The 22,175-nt window shown below is 61.0% G+C and carries 22 protein-coding genes; 13 read left to right on the top strand and 9 right to left on the bottom strand.

The window, feature by feature from the left end; translation table 11 throughout:
• Positions 1-54: 54 nt before the first annotated feature.
• Entirely contained in the window at positions 55-816 is a 762-nt protein-coding gene (locus tag ACR809_RS13275; RefSeq protein WP_002210513.1) for a DeoR/GlpR family DNA-binding transcription regulator, read from the top strand.
• 20 nt (positions 817-836) lie between these two features.
• Here the strand turns inward: ACR809_RS13275 and ACR809_RS13270 are convergent, their stop codons facing one another.
• Positions 837-1,697, bottom strand: coding sequence for a broad-spectrum class A beta-lactamase SHV-1 (locus ACR809_RS13270; protein WP_001620095.1), 861 nt, complete (start codon positions 1,695-1,697; stop codon positions 837-839).
• 297 nt (positions 1,698-1,994) lie between these two features.
• Here ACR809_RS13270 and ACR809_RS13265 point away from each other — a divergent pair, with 297 nt between their 5' ends.
• Together ACR809_RS13265 and ACR809_RS13260 are read left to right on the top strand one after the other, a co-directional pair.
• Complete coding sequence (locus ACR809_RS13265; RefSeq protein WP_004176262.1) at positions 1,995-2,255, top strand: hypothetical protein; 261 nt, start codon at positions 1,995-1,997, stop codon at positions 2,253-2,255.
• Between the two features lie 86 nt (positions 2,256-2,341).
• Positions 2,342-3,430: an AAA family ATPase gene (locus ACR809_RS13260; protein ID WP_112089310.1), complete on the top strand. Its 1,089-nt coding sequence runs from the start codon at positions 2,342-2,344 to the stop codon at positions 3,428-3,430.
• 30 nt (positions 3,431-3,460) lie between these two features.
• Here ACR809_RS13260 and ACR809_RS13255 read toward each other — a convergent pair whose 3' ends face one another.
• Together ACR809_RS13255 and ACR809_RS13250 are read right to left on the bottom strand one after the other, a co-directional pair.
• Entirely contained in the window at positions 3,461-4,726 is a 1,266-nt protein-coding gene (locus tag ACR809_RS13255; RefSeq protein WP_004176258.1) for an MFS transporter, read from the bottom strand.
• Between the two features lie 54 nt (positions 4,727-4,780).
• Positions 4,781-7,888, bottom strand: a complete 3,108-nt coding sequence (locus tag ACR809_RS13250) for a beta-galactosidase (RefSeq protein ID WP_122051332.1) — start codon at positions 7,886-7,888, stop codon at positions 4,781-4,783.
• Positions 7,889-8,084: 196 nt separating this feature from the next.
• Here ACR809_RS13250 and ACR809_RS13245 point away from each other — a divergent pair, with 196 nt between their 5' ends.
• Positions 8,085-9,149 (top strand): LacI family DNA-binding transcriptional regulator, encoded by a 1,065-nt coding sequence (locus ACR809_RS13245; protein WP_004183956.1) that lies wholly within the window; start codon positions 8,085-8,087, stop codon positions 9,147-9,149.
• Between the two features lie 254 nt (positions 9,150-9,403).
• Entirely contained in the window at positions 9,404-9,844 is a 441-nt protein-coding gene (locus ACR809_RS13240; RefSeq protein WP_004176252.1) for a GNAT family N-acetyltransferase, read from the top strand.
• 52 nt (positions 9,845-9,896) lie between these two features.
• Here the strand turns inward: ACR809_RS13240 and ACR809_RS13235 are convergent, their stop codons facing one another.
• Both ACR809_RS13235 and ftrA read right to left on the bottom strand, forming a co-directional pair.
• On the bottom strand, positions 9,897-10,112 hold the full coding sequence (locus ACR809_RS13235; RefSeq protein WP_004205985.1) for a DUF4177 domain-containing protein: 216 nt from the start codon (positions 10,110-10,112) through the stop codon (positions 9,897-9,899).
• On the bottom strand, positions 10,081-11,178 hold the full coding sequence (gene ftrA / locus ACR809_RS13230; protein ID WP_040225970.1) for a transcriptional regulator FtrA: 1,098 nt from the start codon (positions 11,176-11,178) through the stop codon (positions 10,081-10,083). Before ftrA ends, ACR809_RS13235 begins: the two co-directional genes overlap by 32 nt.
• A gap of 67 nt (positions 11,179-11,245) precedes the next feature.
• On the opposite strand from ftrA, the gene ACR809_RS13225 reads away from it, so the two are divergent.
• The 7 genes from ACR809_RS13225 to urtE all read left to right on the top strand — a co-directional run bounded on the left by ACR809_RS13225 (position 11,246) and on the right by urtE (position 18,553).
• On the top strand, positions 11,246-11,644 hold the full coding sequence (locus ACR809_RS13225; RefSeq protein ID WP_122051331.1) for a rhodanese-like domain-containing protein: 399 nt from the start codon (positions 11,246-11,248) through the stop codon (positions 11,642-11,644).
• A gap of 148 nt (positions 11,645-11,792) precedes the next feature.
• Entirely contained in the window at positions 11,793-12,896 is a 1,104-nt protein-coding gene (locus ACR809_RS13220) for a cobalamin-independent methionine synthase II family protein (protein ID WP_002904248.1), read from the top strand.
• A gap of 171 nt (positions 12,897-13,067) precedes the next feature.
• Complete coding sequence (gene urtA, locus ACR809_RS13215; RefSeq protein ID WP_004224704.1) at positions 13,068-14,339, top strand: urea ABC transporter substrate-binding protein; 1,272 nt, start codon at positions 13,068-13,070, stop codon at positions 14,337-14,339.
• A gap of 61 nt (positions 14,340-14,400) precedes the next feature.
• Positions 14,401-15,975, top strand: coding sequence for an urea ABC transporter permease subunit UrtB (gene urtB, locus ACR809_RS13210; protein WP_048969034.1), 1,575 nt, complete (start codon positions 14,401-14,403; stop codon positions 15,973-15,975).
• Entirely contained in the window at positions 15,975-17,048 is a 1,074-nt protein-coding gene (gene urtC, locus ACR809_RS13205) for an urea ABC transporter permease subunit UrtC (protein ID WP_004151617.1), read from the top strand. The genes urtB and urtC overlap by 1 nt, the downstream gene beginning before the upstream one ends.
• A complete protein-coding gene (urtD, locus tag ACR809_RS13200; protein ID WP_004190223.1) occupies positions 17,048-17,845 on the top strand; it encodes an urea ABC transporter ATP-binding protein UrtD in 798 nt (265 codons plus the stop codon). Before urtC ends, urtD begins: the two co-directional genes overlap by 1 nt.
• Positions 17,846-17,854: 9 nt before the next feature.
• Positions 17,855-18,553 carry an urea ABC transporter ATP-binding subunit UrtE gene (urtE, locus tag ACR809_RS13195; protein WP_004176246.1) on the top strand — a complete coding sequence of 233 codons (699 nt, stop codon included), beginning with the start codon at positions 17,855-17,857 and terminating at the stop codon, positions 18,551-18,553.
• A 35-nt stretch (positions 18,554-18,588) separates the two neighbouring features.
• Here urtE and ACR809_RS13190 read toward each other — a convergent pair whose 3' ends face one another.
• Positions 18,589-19,071 carry a helix-turn-helix domain-containing protein gene (locus ACR809_RS13190; protein WP_025368136.1) on the bottom strand — a complete coding sequence of 161 codons (483 nt, stop codon included), beginning with the start codon at positions 19,069-19,071 and terminating at the stop codon, positions 18,589-18,591.
• Positions 19,072-19,189: 118 nt separating this feature from the next.
• Positions 19,190-20,386: an efflux MFS transporter YdeE gene (gene ydeE, locus ACR809_RS13185; protein WP_004176243.1), complete on the bottom strand. Its 1,197-nt coding sequence runs from the start codon at positions 20,384-20,386 to the stop codon at positions 19,190-19,192.
• Between the two features lie 195 nt (positions 20,387-20,581).
• Here ydeE and eamA point away from each other — a divergent pair, with 195 nt between their 5' ends.
• Positions 20,582-21,481 (top strand): O-acetylserine/cysteine exporter, encoded by a 900-nt coding sequence (gene eamA / locus ACR809_RS13180; RefSeq protein WP_004143566.1) that lies wholly within the window; start codon positions 20,582-20,584, stop codon positions 21,479-21,481.
• A 48-nt stretch (positions 21,482-21,529) separates the two neighbouring features.
• Here eamA and marB read toward each other — a convergent pair whose 3' ends face one another.
• Together marB and marA are read right to left on the bottom strand one after the other, a co-directional pair.
• Entirely contained in the window at positions 21,530-21,748 is a 219-nt protein-coding gene (marB, locus tag ACR809_RS13175; protein ID WP_002904394.1) for a multiple antibiotic resistance protein MarB, read from the bottom strand.
• 40 nt (positions 21,749-21,788) lie between these two features.
• Positions 21,789-22,163: an MDR efflux pump AcrAB transcriptional activator MarA gene (gene marA / locus ACR809_RS13170; protein ID WP_002904397.1), complete on the bottom strand. Its 375-nt coding sequence runs from the start codon at positions 22,161-22,163 to the stop codon at positions 21,789-21,791.
• Positions 22,164-22,175: the final 12 nt, after the last annotated feature.

Genomic DNA, 22,175 nt, shown 5'->3' with positions numbered 1-22,175 from the left:
GGGCCGTAGCCTGGGTGGTGACGCCTGGTGTGAAAAAATGGTAAGGGGAGAGCGGTGATTCCAATAGAACGACATCAGCGTATTTTAGCCCTGGTGGAGCAGCGCGGGGCGGTAAGCATTAACGAGCTGACGGAGATCCTCGGCGTGTCCCATATGACCATCCGTCGGGACGTTAGTAAACTGGAGGAGCAGGGGCTGCTGGTCAGCGTCTCGGGCGGCGTACGCGCCGTCAGCCGGCTGGCCGCGGAACCCAGTCATCTGGTGAAAAGCACGCTGCAGAGTGAGGAGAAACAGGCGATCGGCGCGCTGGCGGCGAGTCATATCGCCAAAAACAGTTGCATCTATCTGGATGCCGGGACTACCACCCTGGCGCTGGCGCGGGCGATCCTCGACCGGAACGATCTCCAGGTGGTCACCAATGATTTTGAGATAACCCAGCTGCTGATCGATGCCAGCCAGTGCGGCGTGATCCACACCGGCGGCACTCTGTGCCGGGAGAACCGCTCCTGCGTGGGCGAATCGGCGGCGCGTACGTTACGCCACCTGGCTATCGATACGGCCTTTATCTCCGCCAGCGGCTGGGACAGTCGCGGGATATTCACCCCTGATGAGAACAAGGTTACCGTCAAGGAGACCGTCAGCCAGGTCAGCGCGAGAAGCATCCTGCTGTGCGACAGTTCGAAATACAATCAGGTGGCCACGTTCATGGCGTTACCTTTGACCCGGTTCACCACCATCATTACCGACCGGCATCTCTCCGATGCCGCCGCCAGTCATATCGCCCGGCACGCCTGCGAGGTGCTGCGGGCCGGATAACGCGCGCGGCCACCGCCGGGTTAGCGTTGCCAGTGCTCGATCAGCGCCGCGCCGATCCCGGCGATTTGCTGATTTCGCTCGGCCATGCTCGCCGGGGTATCCCGCAGATAAATCACCACGATGCGCTCTGCTTTGTTATTCGGGCCAAGCAGGGCGACAATCCCGCGCGCACCCCGTTCGCCAGCTCCGGTCTTATCGGCGATAAACCAGCCCGCCGGCAGCACGGAGCGGATCAACGGTCCGGCGACTCGATCGTCCACCATCCACTGCAGCAGCTGCCGTTGCGAACGGGCGCTCAGACGCTGGCTGGTCAGCAGCTTGCGCAGGGTCGCGGCCATGCTGGCCGGGGTAGTGGTGTCGCGGGCGTCGCCGGGAAGCGCCTCATTCAGTTCCGTTTCCCAGCGGTCAAGGCGGGTGACGTTGTCGCCGATCTGGCGCAAAAAGGCAGTCAATCCTGCGGGGCCGCCGACGGTGGCCAGCAGCAGATTGGCGGCGCTGTTATCGCTCATGGTAATGGCGGCGGCGCAGAGTTCGCCGACCGTCATGCCGTCGGCAAGATGTTTTTCGCTGACCGGCGAGTAGTCCACCAGATCCTGCTGGCGATAGTGGATCTTTCGCTCCAGCTGTTCGTCACCGGCATCCACCCGCGCTAGCACTGCGCCGCAGAGCACTACTTTAAAGGTGCTCATCATGGGAAAGCGTTCATCGGCGCGCCAGGCGGTCAGCGTGCGGCCGCTGGCCAGATCCATTTCTATCATGCCTACGCGGCCCGACAGCTGGCTTTCGCTTAGTTTAATTTGCTCAAGCGGCTGCGGGCTGGCGTGTACCGCCAGCGGCAGGGTGGCTAACAGGGAGATAATACACAGGCGAATATAACGCATAACCACAATACATCCTTGAGTGAGGGCCGATAAAGGCGAGTAAAGAAGCGACAAATAAGAATAACCCGGCGTTTTGCTGATTCACAATTCCTCTTTTTTCCTTCATCATTTGTCATCTTTTATTTCGAATAATCAATATCTAGCCCTGCCTAAGCACGCTATTTTTTGACTCAAGGCCGTGATGAACTATAAGAAAGTACTAAATACCGCACTCTGTCGGGCGTCGCTGTTTGCCGATCATCACGCCCGCCGGTCCCTGCGGTTCGCCAACGCTATATGCCATCCCGGGAGGAACTGGTGCACCCGATAATTAAGGTCATGCTGGTGGGCGGTAAGGCGGACGGGCTGTTGGTCAGCGTCGCCGATGACGCGACCGAGGTCTCGGTGACGCCTGCGCAGTACGGTGCGCTATCCGGGCAACCGTTGAGCTACCGAATTGTTAGCCAAACCATTGACGATGAACGCTATTTTTTTGGCGTTTTCAGCGACGCCCATCAGGATAGCGATAAGCTGACGCGGGTCGCCCTGACCCGTGGAATGAAAAAAATGTTCTGTTAAACCCTACCCGAAAGGGGGCGTAAGAGGGTATGCCGGGCGCCGCTGTGCTACTGTGGCAGCCTTCTATTTCCAGGGCCGGACGCATAATGATTCAGTACATTCGTATTCAAAATTTTCGCTCAGTGAAGGATATCGCGCTGGAGCTCGGGCCGCTGAACATTGTCTTCGGCCCTAACGGCTGCGGTAAATCCAATATTTATAACGCCATCCACCTGCTGACCGCTGCCGCTGAGGGCAGGCTTTCGGGGTTTATCAGCGAAGAGGGCGGTCTGGAGAATATGATGTGGTCCGGGGAGCGTTCGCCCCTCGATCGTCACCCCCGCCGGCTGCAAATCGCCTGCCGGACCGACAGCTTCGATTATGAGCTGCAGATAGGCTTCCCTGAAAAATTGCCCTATCCGACGCAATTCATGCTCGATCCTATCGTTAAAGAAGAGAATATCTGGCTGGCCGGCTACTCCCGCCGGCCTTCCTCCCGCGTACTGCAGCGCAAGAATCAGGCGGCGTTTCTCGTCGATGTCACCGGGGAGAAAAGTACTTTCACCGAGAGTATTTATGAAAATGAGTCGGTGTTCGGTCAGCTTGGCGAGCCGCACCGTTTTCCCGAAGTGTCGCGAGTGCGGGAGACCCTGCGCCGTTGGCGGTTTTATCATGAATTCGCGATTGGCCGTCATTCGCCGCTGCGTCAGCCGGCCGTGGGTTACCGTTCGCCAGTCCTCGACAGCGATGGCCAGAATCTCGCCGCCGCCTTTCAGACCATTGTCGAGATCGGCGCGGAGGAGATTTTGCATGAAATCCTTGCCGACGCCTTTCCCGGCTGCCAGTTTTATTGTGAAAACGAGCACTCGCGTTTCGCTCTGAAAATGCGTCGCGTAGGGATCCGCCGCCCGCTGCTGGCGGCGGAGATGTCCGACGGTACGCTGCGCTTTTTGTGCCTCGCCGTCGCGCTGCTCAGTCCGCGCCCGCCGGCGTTTCTGGCGATCAATGAACCAGAGAACAGCCTACATCGCGACATGTTGCCCGCGCTGGCCCGGCTGATTATCGAGGCCTCGCGCTACAGCCAGATCTGGCTGACCAGCCACTCGGCGGAGCTGGCGGAGCTTATCGCCGCCGGGGCGCCTTGTCAGCGCTATGCGCTGGAGAATCGCGGCGGGGAGACGCGGATTGTCGAGTGAAGCCCGTCATCCCTGACGGGGGCGCTGGAGTCAGGCGGGGCTCTGCGTCTCTGCGGTCGGCAGCAGACGGTTGCCGCCGCGTAGGGTGACGAACGAGAGCAGGGTGAAGCTCAGGGTTATGCAGCCGAGGATCAGATAGGCCTGATGGAAGCCGACGGTGTCGTACATCCGGCCCACCCAGGCGGAAAGCACCACCCCGGACAGCTGTTTTGACAGATTAAAACCGATCAGGAACAGGGTGGCCGAGAGGCGCGGGTTAAAGGCGGAAGAGATATATTTAAAAGTTCCCACCAGCAGGAAGGGGATCTCAAACATATGCAGCATCTTGAGGATCACCACCTCGACTGCCGATGAGGCGAAGGACGACCCGAGAATACGTACCGACATGATCATCCCCGCGGTCAGCAGGGCGTTTTTGGCGCCGATGCGGTTAACGATGGCCGGCGCGCAGAACATGATCAGCGCGTTGAGCAACTCGCCGCCGGTGGTGACGAAGCCAAACACTTCGGTACCGCGCTGCGGACTGGCGAAAAAGCTTTTGAAAAAGTTGGCGAACTGCTGGTCAAACACGTCGTAGACGCTGGCGACACCCACCACATAGACGATAAAGCCCCAGAAGCGCGGCATACGCAGCAGCTCTGCCGCCGTACGCAGCGAAAAGGCCTGGCGATTGGCGCCCAGCGCCTCGATAACCTGGGCGCTGTTGCTGCTTTCCGGCCGCGACAGCCAGAGCAGCAGACCGAGCACCAGCGCAAAGCCGGAGGCGATCCAGAAGGTGATATTGGGATCGATGCCGAACAGCACGCCGGTTATCGAGGCGCATAGCGCCCAGCCGACGCAGCCTGCGACCCGCACTTTGCCATATTCAAAGCGATTGGCCCGGCTGACGCGTTCGATATAAGCTTCCACCGCCCCGGAGCCGCTGGAGAAAACAATCCCCAGGTAGATCCCGCCTACCAGCGAACCAGCGATAATATTCATCTGCAGCAGCGGAGAGAAAACGAAAATAAAGAATGGCGCGAACAGAATTAACAGTACCGTAATGGTCCACAGCAGATGTTTGCGCAGGCCGAGCTTATCCGACATCAGGCCGAACACCGGCTGAAAAATAATGGCGAATAACGAGATAGACGAGAAAACGATCCCGGTTTCCGTTTTAGTTAAATGGTTAACGTCCGCCAGCCACACCGGAAAAAACGGGAAGTAGGCCGACATAATGAAATAGTAAAAGAAAAAGAACAGCAGGAAATAGACGAAATTATGCCGTTCTCGTGGCGCCAGTTCTGAGAATTTCATCACCATGATCCCTTGTTATTCTGTTTGTGGGGTGGGGGCTGTCGCCCCCACGGATTAAAAGCAACGCAATGAGACCTCGTACTGCCAGCGCGTTTGGCTCAGGAGCCACTGCGGCAGCACGCTGGGGGTCCAGGAGTCATCGCCTCCCACCCCCATATGCAGGCCGTCGAGGGTGATCCACACGCCGTCTTCGGCCTGCATCTTGTGCCAGTGGTCGGTCTCCATCAGCTGACGGGTGCTCCATGGCTGAACGGAGAAGTGGAAATGACCGCTGATGTGCCAGCGCCCCCAGTCCAGCGCCTGGGTATCACAGCGCAGGCCGTTTTCCGTCGGGAAGATATAGGGGGTGGTCATCGCCGCCAGCGGCTGCTCCCAGCGGGCGAAGCAGGCGCTGCTCCGCCGGTCGGGGTAGTTCTCATGCGGCCCCAGACCCAGCCAGCTCACCGGCGCCTGCTGATCCGCCACCTGGAAGTGCAGCCCGACCCGCGGCAGCGGCGGCAGGGTTTCCGCCCGTTCGCCGTCCACCGCCAACCGCAGGGTTCCGTCAGCAGTGAAGTGCATGCGCCAGTGGCTGACAATCACTACCTCTTCGCCGCGCAGGTAGTGCCAGCGGCAGTCGACGAGGGTTTCATTTGCCAGGCGCTGCGCATCGCACTGGACGCAGTGCGCCTCAAGATCGTACAGGCCGGCGCTTTTCCAGCGCTCCACCCAGGCGTTGGGGTCGATACGCTCTACTTCGCTGACCCCGATGTCGTTGTCGAGCGGCGCGCGAATAAACTGGTCACGCAGGGGGGTCAACAGCTGCTTCTGACCGCCAACCGACCAGCGGCTCAGCAGACCCGTCCGGCGATCGATGGTCCAGCATTGCGAACCGGCGCGGATCTGCCAGACCTCATCGCTGACGATAAGATCCGGAGCGCCGGCAGACACGGTGGGCGCCGGCAGCGCCAGCGGGGCGGGCAGGGGAAACTGTTGCCAGGCGACGCGGTGCTCCGCTTCTGACCAGGCGGTCGCCTGGGGCTGGGTCACCTCCAGCGTCAGCCACACCGCGCGGGCGCCTTCAGGCAGGATCAGGCTATCGAGCAGCGTTATCTCGTCGCTGCCCTCAGGGGGCAGCGCCAGGGTCAGGTCGCCGTGATACAGGGGTTCACCGGCCGCCTGCACCTGCCAGCGCAGCACTTCGTTATCGGTTGGGCGGAACAGGTATTCGCTGATGATGCGCACCCGCAGCGGCGAGGTCGACAGCAGCGTGAACTGAAAATACTGCTGGGCGTGCTTCGCCTCCACCAGCGACGGATGCGGCGTGCGATCGGGAAACACCAGACCGTTCATACAGAACTGGCGATCGTTAGGCTTATCACCAAAGTCGCCGCCATAGGCCCAGCCGACGCTGCCGTCGGCAAAGGTTTTGCGGATCGCCTGGTCGGCCCAGTCCCAGATAAACCCGCCCTGCAGCCGCGGGTACTCGCGAAAGGCCTGCCAGTAATCGGCGAAGTTGCCGAGGCTGTTGCCCATCGCGTGGGCGTACTCGCAAAGGATCAGCGGCCTCTGCTCACCGGGCAGGCTGATCCATTTTTTGATCCCCCATTTGGGGACCGCCGGGATCGGCTGGTCGCGTTCGACGCGGGCGTACATCGGACAGATAATATCGGTGGCGGTGGTATCCGCGCCGCCGCCCTCGTACTGCACCGGACGGCTCGGATCGTTGCGTTTCAGCCAGTGGTACAGCGCTTCGTGGTTGCCGCCGCCGCCGGACTCGTTGCCCAGCGACCAGATGATAATGCACGGATGGTTGCGGTTGTTCTGTACCATCCGGGTGACGCGGGCGCTGAAGGCTGGCAGCCACGCCGGATCGTCGGACAGCCGATTCATCGGCACCATCCCGTGGGTTTCAATATTGGCTTCATCGACCACGTACAGACCGTAGCGGTTGCAGAGTTCATACCAGCGCGGCGCGTTGGGATAGTGCGAGCAGCGCACGGCGTTAAAGTTGTTCTGCTTCATCAACAGAATGTCCTGCACCATATCCGCCTCGGTGACCACCTGCCCGCGCAAATGATGATGCTCATGGCGGTTAACGCCGCGGATCAGCAGCGGTTTACCGTTGAGACGCAGCAGGCCATCGGCAATCTCGATGCGGCGAAAACCGATGTCCCACGCTTCGGCCTCCAGCAGTTCGTCGCCGCGCCACAGGGTGACCACGGCGCGATAACAGTTCGGGGTTTCCGCGCTCCAGTGCGCCGGCGTCGCCACCGCCAGGGAGAAATCGACCCGTTCCGCGTAGTGGCCGCGCTCATCCACCGTCGGGGTACCTAACGGCTGCCGCCCGGCGGCGATCTGCTCCTCGCCGCGCCACAGGCTAACCCCGACGCTGAGCCCGGCAAGCGCCGCCTCAGTCGCTTCGATGGTCGCCTGGACCTGCAGAGTGCCGTCGCGATAGAGGGCGTCAAGGGCTGGCGTCAACTGCACGTCGCATAGCCGTTGCTGCGGCTTATTCAGCAGCCATACCGAGCGGAAAATGCCGCTCATCCGCCACATATCCTGGTCTTCCAGCCAGCTGCCGGCGCTCCAGCGCATGACCATCACGCACAGGCGGTTGTCGCCCGGACGCAGGAAGGGGCTGAGATCGAACGCCGCCGGCAGGCGACTGTCCTGCGAATAGCCGACCCATACGCCATTGCACCACAGATGAAACGCCGAGTTGACGCCATCGAAAATAATCTGCGTTTGCCCGTTCTCGCGCCATGTGTCCTCAACCGTAAAGTGCAGGGAGTAGCAGCCGGTCGGGTTATCCTCCGGCACCCGCGGTGGGGTGGTGTCGATGGGATAGCGGACGTTGGTGTAGATCGGCGCGTCATAGCCCTCCATCTGCCAGTTGGAAGGCACAGGCGTGCCGCGGCAGTCCGGTAGATCCTGCGTCAACCACTGCGCATCGACGGCAAACGGGCTGCGGGCGTAAGAGAACTGCCACTCGCCGTCCAGTTGACGGCGGCGGGATGAAGGTAGGTTATCGCGGGCGGCAAGCTCATCGCGCCAGCTGGCGAAAACGGGATGCGCTGGCAGGCGGTTAAGGTGGGTAATGCTCTGGTTCTGCCAGTCTTCACGGGCGAGGACGGCGTGAAAGTCAGGAGTGTGGCTGCGGCCGGTATCGCTAATTTGCATATTAAACCCCGGTAAGTCAGAAATTGTCGTTCGCTAAACAGGATGATTAACGTTATCGGGTAATTTGTTTTGTCCAGCAATCTCGGGGGAATCGAAATTAACAGACGATCACGAAAGCGGGGGCGAAGCGCTGTTTTTTGTCGCGCGTTAAACATAAAATGTTAGCGCACGACATTGTTATTGCTGAGGAGAAAAGATGCCGCGTCGTACCGCAACCCTGGAGGATGTCGCCCGCGCCGCGGGCGTGTCCCAGCAGACGGTCTCCCGGGTGCTGAACCGTCCTGAGGTGGTGTCAGCCCGCACCCGCGAGCAGGTGATCCGCGCGATGCAGGCGCTGCACTATGTGCCTAACCGCTCGGCGCAGCTGCTTGCCGGCAAAGCGGCGCCCTCCATCGGGCTGATTACCGCCTCGCTGACGCTGCACGCCCCCTCGCAGATCGCCGCCGCGATAAAGAGCCATGCCAGCCTGCATCAGCTGGAAGTGGCGATAGCGATGCCGGCGCAGGCTGATTTTGTCGCGCTGCAGGCCCGGCTGGACGAGCTGCGCGCTCAGCATATTCGCGGGGTGATCGTCAGTCTGCCGCTGGAGAGCGCCACTGCCGAGCGGCTGGTGCAAGACAATCCGGATATGGCCTGCCTGTTTCTCGATGTCTCCCCGGAGGCCGATGTCTGCTGCGTGCGCTTCGACCATCGCGACGGCTGCGGGGCCTGCGTGCGCCACCTGTGGGAGCTGGGGCATCGCGAATTTGGTCTGCTGGCGGGACCGGAAAGTTCGGTTTCCGCCCGTCTGCGTCTCGCCAGCTGGCGCGAGGCGTTGCACAGTCTGAATATTGCCCGCTCTACTACGGTGTTTGGCGACTGGAGCGCCGCCAGCGGCTGGCAGAAAACTTTCGAGCTCCTCCACCTGCAGCCGCGGATCAGCGCCATAGTGGTGGCAAACGATCAGATGGCGCTCGGCGTGCTCAGTGCGCTGGCCCAGCTCAATCGCAGCGGCAGCCAGGCGGTATCGGTGACCGGCTACGATGACACCGCCGACAGCCTTTACTTCCAGCCGCCGCTCACCACGGTGGCGCAGGACTTCGATCTGTTGGGCAAAAGGGCGGTGGAGCGGCTGATTGCCCTGATGGCGGCCCCGCAGCTGCGGATCCGCGAGCTGCTGCCGACCCGGCTCATCGTGCGCCAGTCGGCCTGGCCTGTCGCCGCCGCGGAGGACCGGCAGCAGACCCTGGCGCAGCTGAAAGCGCTGGTGGAGAAGCTTTAGCTGCTGGTCGTTGAGGCTTTATTGAAGTTGAGCATGCTAACTTCGGCAGCAAACGTAGAGAGGTAAAGCTTATCTGTCTGCGAAAAATGCAAAACACAATCTATCCATGCAAGCATTGATTTACCGCCAGTCATATGGCGGTTTTTTTTTGCCCCTTCCACCCTGTACCGACTGCTTCAGTCCGGCTTTCCATCTGGCATATCCTGCCGCGGCATGCTAGATCTTGCTTCCGGGAGACGACGGGAGACAAGGTCATGATGGTGATTGAGGGTAAAGAGGCGATCGCGCGGGTGGACTGGCAGCGAGTGCGAACGATCATCGCCGAGGCCGGGCTGAATGAGCGTGATGTTCAGCAACTGGAGCAGGCGTTCCGCCAGAGTACCTTCTGCTGGTTTGGCTATGAGAACGGTCAGCTGATTGCCGTGGCGCGAGCCATCAGCGACTGCACCTGGAGCAGCTATCTGGCGGATGTGGCGATCGTCCCCGCTCGTCAGGGACAGGGCTACGGGCAACAGCTGATGCTGGCCATCCGGGAGCAACTCCTGCCCTTTGGCAAAATATTTATCTATGCGGTGGCCGATAAAATTACGTTTTATCAGCGTTTTGGATTTGCCATGTTGACTACCGGCATGGTCTGCGCCAGCGAGGAAGGCATGCAGAAAATGCAGGAGCAGGGCTATATCCGTCAGCCCTGAAAGCTGACGCTTAGAAACGCCTGGCTTAAACGTGTAAACCAGGCGCAGGCTGTCAGAGGGGGCGTTCGAGCACGAAAAGATACGCTTCCCGCGACCAGAACAGGGCGGTACGGCGGCGCTCCACCGACATGGTTTTCACTTCCCATCCCTCACGAGTATAGCTGCTGAGAAACTGGCTCATTTTGTCAGGGTCGGCCTTGGCTTCGCCAAAAAACAGACTGCCCAGCAGCCCCTCTTTATAGATCACTACCCGACACTCTTTCTTCATCATCGACCCTCCTGGCGACCGGTTTACTGTGGCCGTCTATTGTCCGTGGCTGCGACGATTTTGCAATCGGAGAAGGCGTAAACTGTTTACGGTACTGCAGCGGGCTGAGCGCGAAGTGCTGGCGAAAATGGTGGCGCAGGGTGCCGGCGCTGGCAAACCCGCAGCGCTCAGCGATCTGATCGATGCCCATCGTGCTCTCCGTCAGGTGCTGGCGGGCGCGCAGCAGTCGTTCCTCCAGCAGCCAGCGGGCGGGCGTTTTACCGGTGGCCTCCTCAAAGCGGCGCAAAAAGGTGCGCGTCCCCATGCCGGCGCGCTGGGCGAGGGAAGCGACGGTATGGCTGGCGGCAAGATGCTGGTGCAGATAGTCAAACAGCTGACCGAGGCGCAGGCTCTCCCGGCTGCGGGCTACCGGGCGCAGGACCTGCTGCGCCTGACCGCCGTCGCGATGGGGTGAGACGACCAGGCGGCGGGCGACGACGTTGGCGGCTTCGCTGCCGAAATCTTCGCGCACCAGATGCAGACAAAGGTCGATCCCCGCCGCACTGCCGGCGGAAGTCATCAGCAAAGCATCGCCCACGTAAAGGACGTCCTCCACCACCTGGATCTGCGGAAAACGGGACTGCAGCGCCGCGGTGTAGCGCCAGTGGGTTGTCGCCTGGCGGCCATTGAGCAGCCCGGCGGCGGCGAGAACGAACACCCCGGAACAGATAGAAATAATCCGACATCCGCGGGCGTGGGCGGAAGCCAGCGCGGCGCACAGCGCCTCGGGGACCGGGGCGTCGACGCCGCGCCAGCCGGGGACCACGATCGTATCCGCCTGGGCGAGAAGTTCAGGACCGCCGTCGGTCATCAGGCGGATGCCGCCGGTAGCGCACAGGGGACCTTCATCGATCGCGGCGACGGCGAACTGGTACCAGTTGTTGCCCATTTCCGGGCGCGGCAGGCCGAAGATCTCCACGGCTACGCCAAACTCAAAGGTGCACAGGCCATCGTAGGCGAGGGCGACCACCTGATGACGTGACGGTGTCACAGAAGGGGTTGTCAGGATGTTAGCGTTTTCTGTCATGGTTGTCGGCAGATCAGGGTGATGGGCGTCAGTAAAGTAGTGTTATCACAGACAAGGAGAAGACGCCATGAGTGTAGTAACCCAATTTCCCCCCGCCACCTCCGCTGAGGCTATCCGCTGGTTCAGCCATAAGCTGCATCTTGAGACCGACTGCGTCGATGTGCACAGCGCCCAGCGTGCCGGCGAGGTCGACTTTGTCCTGCTGCACGTGGTCGGCAGCGAGGAAGCCTTCGCCAGACGTCACCTGCCAGGCGCGCAGCATCTCCCGCACAGCCAGATCACCGCCGAGCGAATGGCGGCCTGGCCGGCGGAGACCCTCTTTGTGGTCTACTGCGCCGGGCCGCACTGCAACGGCGCTGACGTTGCCGCGCTGAAGCTGGCCGAGCTGGGGCGGCCGGTGAAAATGATGCTCGGCGGACTCACCGGCTGGGAAGATGAGGGCTATGCGTTTGTTTCCGGTAAATGAAAATTTTTCATGTACCATGAAATATTCTCGTTTGCGACCCACCACTCTGCATGCCAGTATCTGGACATATAGCCATCCAGAAGTCTAAAAATTCAAATAATGAACTATCACGGTGGGCAACTAACGCGCCCACCGCTAAGGAGACAGCATGCAACGTCAACAGGCCCCGTTCCGCGCAGACATCGTCGGCAGTTTTTTGCGCCCGGACAGCATTAAACAGGCGCGTCAGCAGCTGGCTGAGGGGATTATCGACGCCGCTCAGCTACGCGAGATTGAGAATAACGCGATCCGTCATCTGGTTCAGCAGCAATGTGACTGCGGCCTGCATGTGGTCACCGACGGTGAGTTTCGTCGCGCATGGTGGCATTTCGATTTCTTCGATGGCCTGCAGGGCGTTGAACGTTACGATGCCGAGCAGGGGATCCAGTTCAACGGCGTGCAGACCAAAGCGCACGGCGTTCGCGTCACCGGCAAGCTGGCGTTTGGCGACCACCCGATGCTGGAGGATTTCCGCTATCTGAAAAGCATCAGCGGCGACGCGCAGCCGAAGATGACCATTCCCAGCCCGAGCGTGCTGCACTTCCGCGGCGGGCGGAAAGATATCGATGCCACGGTCTACCCGGATCTTAGCGACTACTTCGACGATCTGGCCACCACCTGGCGCGACGCCATCCGCGCGTTTTATGACGCCGGCTGCCGCTATCTGCAGCTGGACGATACCGTGTGGGCCTATCTGTGCTCCGATGCCCAGCGCCAGCAGGTACGCGAGCGCGGCGAGGATCCGGATGCGCTGGCGCGTATTTATGCCCGGGTGCTGAACCAGGCGCTGGAGGGTAAGCCGGCCGATCTGACGGTGGGCCTGCACGTCTGCCGGGGTAACTTCCGTTCAACCTGGATCTCGGAAGGCGGTTACGAGCCGGTTGCCGAGGTGCTGTTTGGCGGCGTTAATGTCGATGCCTTCTTCCTGGAGTACGACAACGACCGCTCCGGGGATTTCGCGCCGCTGCGCTTTATTCGTCCCGGCCACCAGCAGGTGGTCCTCGGGCTGATCACCACCAAAAACGGCGAGCTGGAGAATCCGCAAGGGGTAAAAGCGCGTCTCGCCGAGGCCGCGCAGTACGTGCCGCTCGAGCAGATCTGCCTCAGCCCGCAGTGCGGTTTCGCCTCCACTGAAGAGGGGAATGCCCTCAGCGAAGACCAGCAATGGCAAAAGGTCCGTCTGGTGACCTCCATCGCCGCCGACGTCTGGTAATTGCTTTCTTAGCGCAGCGTTGCACCGTGATGAGGCAACGCTGCCATCCTCTTCGCCACTATCGCCCACCTGCGCCGCATCCTGCTGTTTTCACAACCTGGCACCTTTTTTGCCTTATCACCTCTGGTTAGCTGTTAATTCTTTATTTTTTGCGCTACTCAGGAGTGAATCATGCAACGTAGAACGTTATTAAAAGCTTTTGCACTCTCCGCCTCTGTTATGGCTATGGGTCTCTCCTTTCAGGCCTATGCCGCCGACACCATCAAAGTCGGGATCATGCATTCGCTCTCCGGGACGATGGCGATTTCCGAAACGCCGCTGAAAGACGTCGCGCTGATGGCCATCGACGACATCAACGCCAAAGGCGGGGTGCTGGGCAAGAAACTGGAGCCGGTGGTGGTCGACCCGGCCTCCAACTGGCCGCTGTTTGCCGAGAAGGCGCGCCAGCTGCTGGCCCAGGATAAAGTGGCGGTGGTGTTTGGCTGCTGGACGTCGGTCTCGCGTAAATCGGTCCTGCCGGTGTTTGAGGAGCTGAACGGCCTGCTGTTCTACCCGGTGCAGTACGAAGGGGAAGAGATGTCCCCCAACGTCTTCTATACCGGCGCGGCGCCTAACCAGCAGGCTATCCCGGCGGTGGAATACCTGCTGAGCGAGGACGGCGGCGGCGCTAAACGTTTCTTCCTGCTGGGGACGGACTACGTCTATCCACGCACTACCAACAAGATCCTCCGCGCCTTCCTGCATGCCAAAGGGATCCAGGACAAAGATATCGAGGAGGTCTACACCCCGTTCGGCTACAGCGATTACCAGACCATCGTCGCCAATATCAAAAAATTCGCCGCCGGTGGCAAAACGGCAGTGGTCTCCACCATCAATGGCGATTCCAACGTACCGTTCTACAAAGAGCTGGCTAACCAGGGTCTGAAAGCGACCGATGTACCGGTGGTGGCCTTCTCGGTGGGGGAAGAGGAGCTGCGCGGCATCGATACCAAACCGCTGGTCGGCAACCTCGCGGCATGGAACTACTTTGAGTCCGTCGATAATCCGACCAACAAAGCCTTTGTCGCCGATTATCGTGCGTATGCCAAAGCGCACAAGCTGCCGAATGCCGATACGGTGGTGACCAACGATCCGATGGAAGCGACCTGGGTGGGCCTGCATATGTGGGCGCAGGCGGTGACCAAAGCGGGCACCACCGATGTTGACAAAGTACGCGAGGCGATGGCCGGGCAGACCTTCAACGCGCCGTCCGGATTTACCCTGACCATGGATGCCACCAACCACCATCTGCATAAGCCGGTGATGATCGGTGAAATTGAAGGCAACGGCCAGTTCAACGTGGTCTGGCAGACCGATGAGCCCGTTCGCGCGCAGCCGTGGAGTCCGTGGATCCCCGGTAATGATAAGAAACCTGACCATCCGGTGAAAACCGTCAGCCAGTAAGCGCCACGGCCGACGGGGCGGGAGCGTCGCGCCCGTCGGCCGCTGACCAGAGGAGAACGACATGAACGCATTGCGTCTCATGAGTGTGTTGGCGCTATTGCTGACCTTGCTGCCATGGCGGGCGCAGGCCGCGGAGGCGGACGACTTCGTTGCCGCCAGTCGCAGCCAGCAGGCGCAGCTGTTGACCCAGTGGGCGGCAGCGCCGCAGGCGGATCGTCTGCCGCTGCTGCGGGCGTTGACCACCGAGAGCCTGGTGATGGACGACGGAAAACATGCTTTCCGCACCCGACAGGGCGGATTACAGCCATTGGGCGCTGTCGCCGCGCCGCAGGGTGAAACCCGGCCGGTCCGTCTGACCAACCGGCTGCGCAATCTGGCTGCCGGCGCGCTGGCCAGCCACCTTATTTTAAGTGACAACGTCACGGAGAGAGCTTCCGCCGCACGAACGCTACAGCGGGAAGCGACTCCGGCCGTGGCCGCGCTGCTGCAACAGCGGCTGCAGGCGGAAACCGATGATAATGTGCGGGGTCTGCTGGAGGTGGCGCTGGCGCGCCTGCAGCTCGCTCAGCCTGAGGCCAGCGCGCGGCTGGCCGCCGTGACGCTGCTCGGCCATTCCGCGGACCCGGAAACCCAGGCGCTGCTGATCCCCTTTACCGATGCCCAGCATGAGCCGGATGCGGCGGTGCGCGAGGCGGCCAGCGATAGCCTGCAAAAGATCAAACATCGTCTGCTGCTCGGCGATCTGCTGGGCCAGGCCTTTATGGGGCTGTCGCTGGGCTCGGTGCTGCTGCTGGCCGCGCTGGGGCTGGCGATCACCTATGGCCTGCTGGGGGTGATTAACATGGCCCATGGCGAGATGTTAATGATCGGCGCCTACAGCTGCTGGCTGGTACAGCAGGCGCTGGCGCAGCTCGCGCCGCAATGGCTGGCCTTTTATCCGCTGGTCGCGCTGCCGGTGGCGTTTCTGGTGACCGCCGGGATCGGCATGGCGCTGGAGCGCACCATTATTCGTCATCTGTATGGTCGGCCGCTGGAAACGCTGCTCGCCACCTGGGGGATCAGCCTGATGCTTATCCAACTGGTGAGGATGTTGTTTGGCGCGCAGAACGTGGAGGTGGCAAACCCGGCCTGGCTCTCCGGCGGCGTGCAGGTCCTGCCGAACCTGATCCTGCCGTGGAACCGGCTGGCGGTACTGGCGTTCGTCCTGCTGGTGCTGTGCTTTACCTGGCTCATCCTGAACCGCACCCGTCTGGGGATGAACGTCCGCGCCGTGACGCAGAACCGGGCGATGGCCGCCTGCTGCGGCGTGCCTACCGGGCGGGTGGATATGCTGGCCTTTGGCCTCGGCTCCGGTATTGCCGGGCTGGGCGGCGTGGCGCTGTCGCAGCTTGGCAACGTCGGGCCTGAACTGGGTCAGGGATACATCATCGACTCGTTTCTGGTGGTGGTGCTGGGCGGCGTCGGCCAACTGGCCGGCAGCGTGGCGGCGGCCTTTGGGCTGGGCATTTTCAACAAAATTCTCGAACCGCAAATGGGCGCGGTGCTGGGCAAAATCCTGATCCTGGTGATGATTATTCTGTTTATTCAGAAACGCCCGCAGGGTCTGTTCGCGCTGAAAGGGAGGGTTATTGACTAATGAGCCAACCAATCACCTTAACGCTGGCGCAGCGCGCGCCGCGGCCTCTGCGCTGGCTGGGGATCCTGCTGGTGCTGGGGCTGCTGTGTATGCCATTCCTGGCGCTGCTGCCAGCCTCGCATCCGCTGGCGGTGCCGAGCTGGCTGCTGACGCTGAGCGGCAAAATCCTCTGCTACGCCATTGTGGCGGTGGCGCTGGATCTGGTCTGGGGCTATGCGGGCATGCTGTCGCTGGGGCACGGGATCTTCTTTGCCCTCGGCGGGTACGCCATGGGGATGTACCTGATGCGCCAGGCGGCGGGCGACGGTCTGCCGGCGTTTATGTCTTTTCTCTCCTGGAGCGAGCTGCCCTGGTTCTGGTGGGGCACGCAGCATTTCGCCTGGGCGATGGCGCTGGTGGTGCTGGTTCCCGGTCTGCTGGCCCTGGTTTTCGGCTGGTTTGCCTTTCGCTCGAAGATCAAAGGGGTCTATTTCTCGATCATGACCCAGGCCCTGACCTATGCCGGTATGCTGCTGTTCTTTCGCAACGAGACCGGGTTTGGCGGGAATAACGGCTTCACCGGTTTTACCACGCTGCTGGGTTTTCCGGTCACCGCCACCGGCACCCGCGCTAGCCTGTTTATGGCCACGGTTTTGCTGCTGTTGCTGACCCTGTGGCTGGGCGCGGCGCTGGCGCAGAGTAAGTTTGGCCGGATCCTCACCGCGGTACGTGACGCCGAAAACCGGCTGATGTTCTGCGGGTACGACCCGCGCGGCTTCAAGCTGCTGGTGTGGACGCTGTCGGCGGTGCTCTGCGGTCTGGCGGGGGCGTTATATGTCCCGCAGGTCGGGATCATCAACCCCAGCGAAATGTCGCCGACCAACTCCATCGAGGCCGCCATCTGGGTGGCGCTCGGCGGGCGCGGCACCCTGATTGGCCCGGTGCTTGGCGCCGGGTTGGTCAACGGTGCGAAAAGCATTTTCACCGTGGCGATGCCAGAGTACTGGCAGCTGTTTCTCGGCCTCATCTTCATCATTGTGACCCTGTTTTTACCCCGCGGGGTGATGGGCCTGCTGCGTCGAGGAGACCGCTAATGCAACCGGATGAAGGACTGTTTACCCGCCAGCTGCCCGGCGATCGCTTTCGCGAACAAACCGATCCGGTGCTGCAGCTGGAGAACATCAACGTCAGCTTTGACGGTTTCCGGGCGCTGACGGATCTGTCGCTGGCGATAGGCGTCGGCGAACTGCGCTGCGTGATCGGCCCCAACGGGGCGGGCAAGACCACCCTGATGGACGTGATCACCGGCAAGACCCGGCCGCAGAGCGGCAAAGCGCTCTATGACCAGTCGGTGGATCTGACCACTCTTGACCCGGTGGCCATCGCCCGCCAGGGCATCGGGCGCAAGTTTCAGAAGCCGACGGTCTTCGAAGCGCTGACGGTGGCGGAAAATCTCGCCCTGGCGATGAAGGGGGATAAATCGGTGTGGGCCAGCCTGCGCGCCCGGATGAGCAGCGAACAGGACGATCGGCTGAATGAGGTGCTGCGCCTGTTGCGTCTTGACGGCGAGCGCTACCGCCAGGCCGGTCTGCTGTCCCATGGTCAGAAACAGTTTCTTGAGATCGGCATGCTGCTGGTGCAGGAGCCGCATCTGCTGCTGCTTGATGAGCCGGCGGCCGGCATGACCGATGCGGAAACGGAGTATACGGCGGAGCTGTTTCGCACGCTGGCCGGACAGCACTCCCTGATGGTGGTGGAGCACGACATGGGATTTGTCGAGACCATCGCCGACCGGGTGACGGTCCTGCATCAGGGCCAGGTGCTGGCGGAGGGATCGCTGCGGGAGGTGCAGGCCAATGAGCAGGTCATTGAAGTTTATCTGGGACGTTAAGGAGCGCCAATGTTACAGGTGAGTCAGCTACATCAATACTACGGCGGCAGCCATATTTTACGCGGGGTGGATTTTTCCGCCCGCCAGGGCGAAGTCACCTGCCTGCTGGGGCGCAATGGCGTCGGTAAGACCACGCTGCTGAAATGCCTGATGGGGCTGATCCCGGCGCGCAGCGGTGAGGTACGCTGGCAGGATCAGAACATCACCCATCGCAAACCGCACCAGCGGGTGCAGGCTGGGGTCGCCTACGTCCCCCAGGGGCGCGAGATATTTCCGCGCCTGACGGTGGAAGAAAACCTGCTGATGGGGCTGTCGCGCTTTCCCGCCCGCGAAGCGCAGCAGGTGCCGGAGGAGATCTACCAGCTTTTCCCGGTGCTCAGGACCATGAAGCAGCGGCGAGGCGGTGACTTATCCGGCGGCCAGCAGCAGCAGCTGGCGATCGGCCGCGCGCTGGCCAGCCGCCCACAGCTGCTGATCCTTGATGAACCCACCGAGGGGATCCAGCCCTCGGTCATCAAAGAGATTGGCGAAGTGATCCGCCAGCTGGCCAGCCGCGGAGACATGGCGATCCTGCTGGTGGAGCAGTTCTATGACTTTGCCGCCGGGCTGGCGGACCACTACCTGGTGATGTCGCGCGGCGCCATCGTCCAGCAAGGCAAGGGTGGTGATATGGAGAGCGACGGCGTGCGCGCCATGGTGACCATCTGACCAGGCCGGCGGCGGTCGCGCCGCCGGTTTGCGGCCTATTTGCGCAGTAGCCGCTGCAGGCGCGCCTGGCGCCAGTTTTTAATCCATTCGCCGAACACGAACAGGCGTAATCCTCTCACCACCAGCAGGGCGCCCCAGATCAGGGCGACCCAGCCGGACCAGTAGTACTGTGGATTAGTGAAGCGGTTAAGCACCGCCAGCAGCACGCAAACCACCAGCGCCACCGACAGCGAACGGAAAAAGCGGCTCTCCTGATGCACCCGCGCTTTGGCTTCCTCTATGCGCAGATCCAGTGAGGCTTCCTGGCCCGGCGCGTCTTCCCGCCGGGCTTTGCCGCCGATCTCGGCCACCGTCACTTCAAAGACCGCGGCGAGGGCGCTGAGGGTCTCCAGCCCCGGGCGTTCGCCATTCTCAATGCGCTGGATCGTGCGGACGCTGAGACCCGCCATTTCGGCCAACTGCTCCTGGGACCAGGCGCGCTGCAGCCGTAATTGTTTGACCTGATTGTTGCTGTTCATATTCGTATGCTCCATAACGTTCTGCGGATGTAAACCTGTGATGGAGTATGGTGAACCGGGCCGCCAGCCACCACGACAGCGACCCGACAGCAACCTGACAGCCGCATGCCAGCTGGCGTCAGGCGTTGGCCAGCGGAGAATCCGGTTGCCAGGGGCGGGCATTGATCCCGCGGAAAATCATCAGCCAGGCGGCGACAATCGCCACGATAAGAATGACAAAAAGCGACCAGTGCGGCAGATGGGTGAGGATCAACCCCGTCAGCATCGGGTTGAATGCCGCCCCAAGCCACCCCAGCGACTGGGCGGAGAAGTAGCTGGCCTTCATCCCCGGCGGGGCAATATGGTCAATCAGCATATACTCCCCGGGGGCATAAATCACTTCCCCGAGGGTGAAGATCGCCGCCGAGATCCCCCACGCCCACAGGCTGGCGCCAGAGAACATAAAGCCCACAAGGCCGATCACAAAGCAGACGGTGCCGAAGGTCATTAGCGGGCGGATATTTCTCGCGCTCAGCCGCCGGCCAACCGCGTACTGCAGAGCAACCACCACCGCGGCGTTGACCGGCAGCACCACGGCTACCACTTTCTCGGCGAAATCGCTGCTGGCGACCACCAGCACATACTGCGAGAGACAGGAGGCGAAGGCGCCGCCGACGAAGGAGGCCAGCAGCCCGGAGCAGGTAAACCACAGCAGCGCCCGGTCGCGCAGCAACACCGAAGGCGACCAGGGCGCGGCGCCCGGCTGGGCCGCGGCGGCGCCATCCCGCTGAAGAAACAGCTGAATAAACACCAGCGGAAAGGCGGCGCAGGCGGCCGCCAGCCAGAACGGCAAATTGATACTGTGCATTACCAGCAGGGTGCCGATGGGCGGCCCAACGGTCCAGCCGATGTTGAGGATGGTGTAGTTCAGCGAGAAGATGCGCGCTTTTTTCTCTGCCGTCAGCCGATCGGCGAACCAGGCTTTCAGGACGGTGGAAAAGACCGAGTAGGCGCAGTTGATCAGCGCAAAGAAGATCACCACCAGGAGGGCGTTATTGACCAGCGGTATTGCGCTGAAGCCGAGAATAAACACCAGCACTGACCACACCATATAGCGCTTTTTATCGAACCTGTCAGCGAGGATGCCAAAACCCATGCTGAACAACACCCCAACCACCAGCGCCAGCGACAGGGCATAGCCAATCACATCCACCTCCAGCTGAAAGCGTCGGGTGAGATAGATGGTCATAAACGGCAGTGTGGCCCCGCGGCCGATAGTCAACAGTAACGACGATGCCAGCAGCGCGATGGTGGAGCGCCGGAGAGTGGTGATCATGATTTCCTTGCCTGTCATGTTGTTATAATTTTATGTCTTCGATCACAAATAACACGGTCATTACGCCTTGTACAGGTCATCGCGGTCGACGGGCGCACTTCCGGGCCTGCCAAAAATAATGATCTATCCCGGCGGCCGCTTTTTCGCTACTTTGATTTTGTTCACAAAAATTCCAATAACGACAGAGGCAGGGGTATGACGAGGAAAGATGGACTACTGGCGCTGCTGGTAGTGGTGGTGTGGGGGCTTAACTTTGTGGTGATTAAGCTGGGGTTGCACAATATGCCGCCGCTGATGCTGGCGGGGCTGCGCTTTATGCTGGTCGCCTTCCCGGCGCTGCTGTTTGTCGCCCGGCCAGCTATTCCGCTGCGCCTGCTGCTGGGCTATGGCCTGACCATAAGTTTCGGTCAGTTCGCCTTTCTGTTCTGCGCTATCGGCCTGGGTATGCCGGCCGGGCTGGCCTCCCTTGTGCTGCAGGCGCAAGCCTTCTTCACCATCATCCTTGGCGCCTTCGTATTTGGCGAACGTCTGCAGGGCAAGCAGCTGGCGGGGATCGCCCTGGCGATCTTTGGCGTGCTGGTGCTGGTGGAGGGCAGCCTTGGCGGGGAGCATGTGCCGCTGGTGGGCTTTATGCTGACCCTCGCGGCGGCGCTCAGCTGGGCCTGCGGCAATATTTTCAACAAGAAAATAATGTCCCAGGCGAGCCGGCCGCCAATCATGTCGCTGGTGGTCTGGAGCGCGCTGATCCCGGTGCTGCCGTTTATGCTGGCCTCATTGTTGATCGATGGCCCGCAGACCATGCTGGCGAGTCTGCAACACATCGATCTGCTAACGATACTGTCGCTGCTTTATCTGGCGTTTATCGCCACTATCGTCGGCTATGGCATCTGGGGATCGCTGCTGGGGCGGTATGAAACCTGGCGGGTGGCGCCGCTGTCGCTGCTGGTGCCGGTGGTGGGAATGGCCAGCGCTGCGCTGCTGCTCGGGGAGACGCTGAGCGGACTGCAGCTCACCGGGGCGGTGCTGATTATGGCCGGGCTCTACATTAATGTCTTTGGCTTACGTTTGGTGCGGCCTGGCATGGCGCGCGGATAAAAAAAAGCCCCGGAGACGGGGCTATACACAATTATGCGTGTAATGGCATCACAGGTCGTGCTGCTGGTAGTACGGCACGCCAAGTTCGTCAGATTTATCATTACCAGCCGCCATATGATTGAAATCAAACGGCGAATCATTATGTTCGGAAGGGATAATCATTGTATCACGCTGGTTTTGACGCACCGGCGTGGTGTTTTGCTCCGCATAGCTGAGGCTGGAGGCCAGCGACAAGAGTACGATAGCTGCGGCAGCGAATAGTTTCATGATTTCCTCAATACGTCTTTTATAGTGCAGGCGATTAACATCAGTTATTTAGCGGATGTAGATAGCGGGATTCGCCAGGTACATTCGTTATGCGATACTTGTGGGGCGGAACATCGAAATAGTTCTTGAACGTTCGCGTCAGGGTCTGCTGCGACTCGAAACCATAGCGTTCCGCCAGGTACAGGATTGGCTCATTACTCTGCTTGAGCTTCTGCGCAATCTCCGTCAGCTTGCGGCTGCGGATGTACTGGCCGAGGGAATGGCCGGTCTCTTTCTTAAACATACGTTGCAGGTGCCACTTAGAGTAACCGGAGCGCTCAGACACTTTTTCCAGCGACAGGGGCGATTCCAGGTTATCCTCGATCCACGACAAAATACTATGGATAGTGATGGCGTCATTATTACGTCTGGACATCATCTTACCTCT

The organism is Klebsiella sp. CD33 (assembly GCF_051992865.1).
Lineage (GTDB): Bacteria > Pseudomonadota > Gammaproteobacteria > Enterobacterales > Enterobacteriaceae > Klebsiella > Klebsiella pneumoniae.
This window is presented reverse-complemented; position numbering and strand designations above follow the sequence as displayed.

Bases quoted from the DNA above. Each gene is read 5' to 3' on its own strand.
- urtE (WP_004176246.1), top strand. From the start codon at position 17,855: ATGTTACAGGTGAGTCAGCTACATCAATACTACGGCGGCAGCCATATT.
- marA (WP_002904397.1), bottom strand. From the start codon at position 22,163: ATGTCCAGACGTAATAATGACGCCATCACTATCCATAGTATTTTGTCG.
- ACR809_RS13260 (WP_112089310.1), top strand. From the start codon at position 2,342: ATGATTCAGTACATTCGTATTCAAAATTTTCGCTCAGTGAAGGATATC.
- ydeE (WP_004176243.1), bottom strand. From the start codon at position 20,386: ATGATCACCACTCTCCGGCGCTCCACCATCGCGCTGCTGGCATCGTCG.
- ACR809_RS13190 (WP_025368136.1), bottom strand. From the start codon at position 19,071: ATGAACAGCAACAATCAGGTCAAACAATTACGGCTGCAGCGCGCCTGG.
- ftrA (WP_040225970.1), bottom strand. From the start codon at position 11,178: ATGACAGAAAACGCTAACATCCTGACAACCCCTTCTGTGACACCGTCA.
- ACR809_RS13245 (WP_004183956.1), top strand. From the start codon at position 8,085: ATGCCGCGTCGTACCGCAACCCTGGAGGATGTCGCCCGCGCCGCGGGC.
- urtC (WP_004151617.1), top strand. From the start codon at position 15,975: ATGAGCCAACCAATCACCTTAACGCTGGCGCAGCGCGCGCCGCGGCCT.
- ACR809_RS13270 (WP_001620095.1), bottom strand. From the start codon at position 1,697: ATGCGTTATATTCGCCTGTGTATTATCTCCCTGTTAGCCACCCTGCCG.
- marB (WP_002904394.1), bottom strand. From the start codon at position 21,748: ATGAAACTATTCGCTGCCGCAGCTATCGTACTCTTGTCGCTGGCCTCC.
- urtB (WP_048969034.1), top strand. From the start codon at position 14,401: ATGAACGCATTGCGTCTCATGAGTGTGTTGGCGCTATTGCTGACCTTG.
- ACR809_RS13250 (WP_122051332.1), bottom strand. From the start codon at position 7,888: ATGCAAATTAGCGATACCGGCCGCAGCCACACTCCTGACTTTCACGCC.
- ACR809_RS13220 (WP_002904248.1), top strand. From the start codon at position 11,793: ATGCAACGTCAACAGGCCCCGTTCCGCGCAGACATCGTCGGCAGTTTT.
- ACR809_RS13255 (WP_004176258.1), bottom strand. From the start codon at position 4,726: ATGAAATTCTCAGAACTGGCGCCACGAGAACGGCATAATTTCGTCTAT.
- eamA (WP_004143566.1), top strand. From the start codon at position 20,582: ATGACGAGGAAAGATGGACTACTGGCGCTGCTGGTAGTGGTGGTGTGG.
- ACR809_RS13235 (WP_004205985.1), bottom strand. From the start codon at position 10,112: ATGAAGAAAGAGTGTCGGGTAGTGATCTATAAAGAGGGGCTGCTGGGC.
- ACR809_RS13240 (WP_004176252.1), top strand. From the start codon at position 9,404: ATGATGGTGATTGAGGGTAAAGAGGCGATCGCGCGGGTGGACTGGCAG.
- urtA (WP_004224704.1), top strand. From the start codon at position 13,068: ATGCAACGTAGAACGTTATTAAAAGCTTTTGCACTCTCCGCCTCTGTT.
- ACR809_RS13225 (WP_122051331.1), top strand. From the start codon at position 11,246: ATGAGTGTAGTAACCCAATTTCCCCCCGCCACCTCCGCTGAGGCTATC.
- urtD (WP_004190223.1), top strand. From the start codon at position 17,048: ATGCAACCGGATGAAGGACTGTTTACCCGCCAGCTGCCCGGCGATCGC.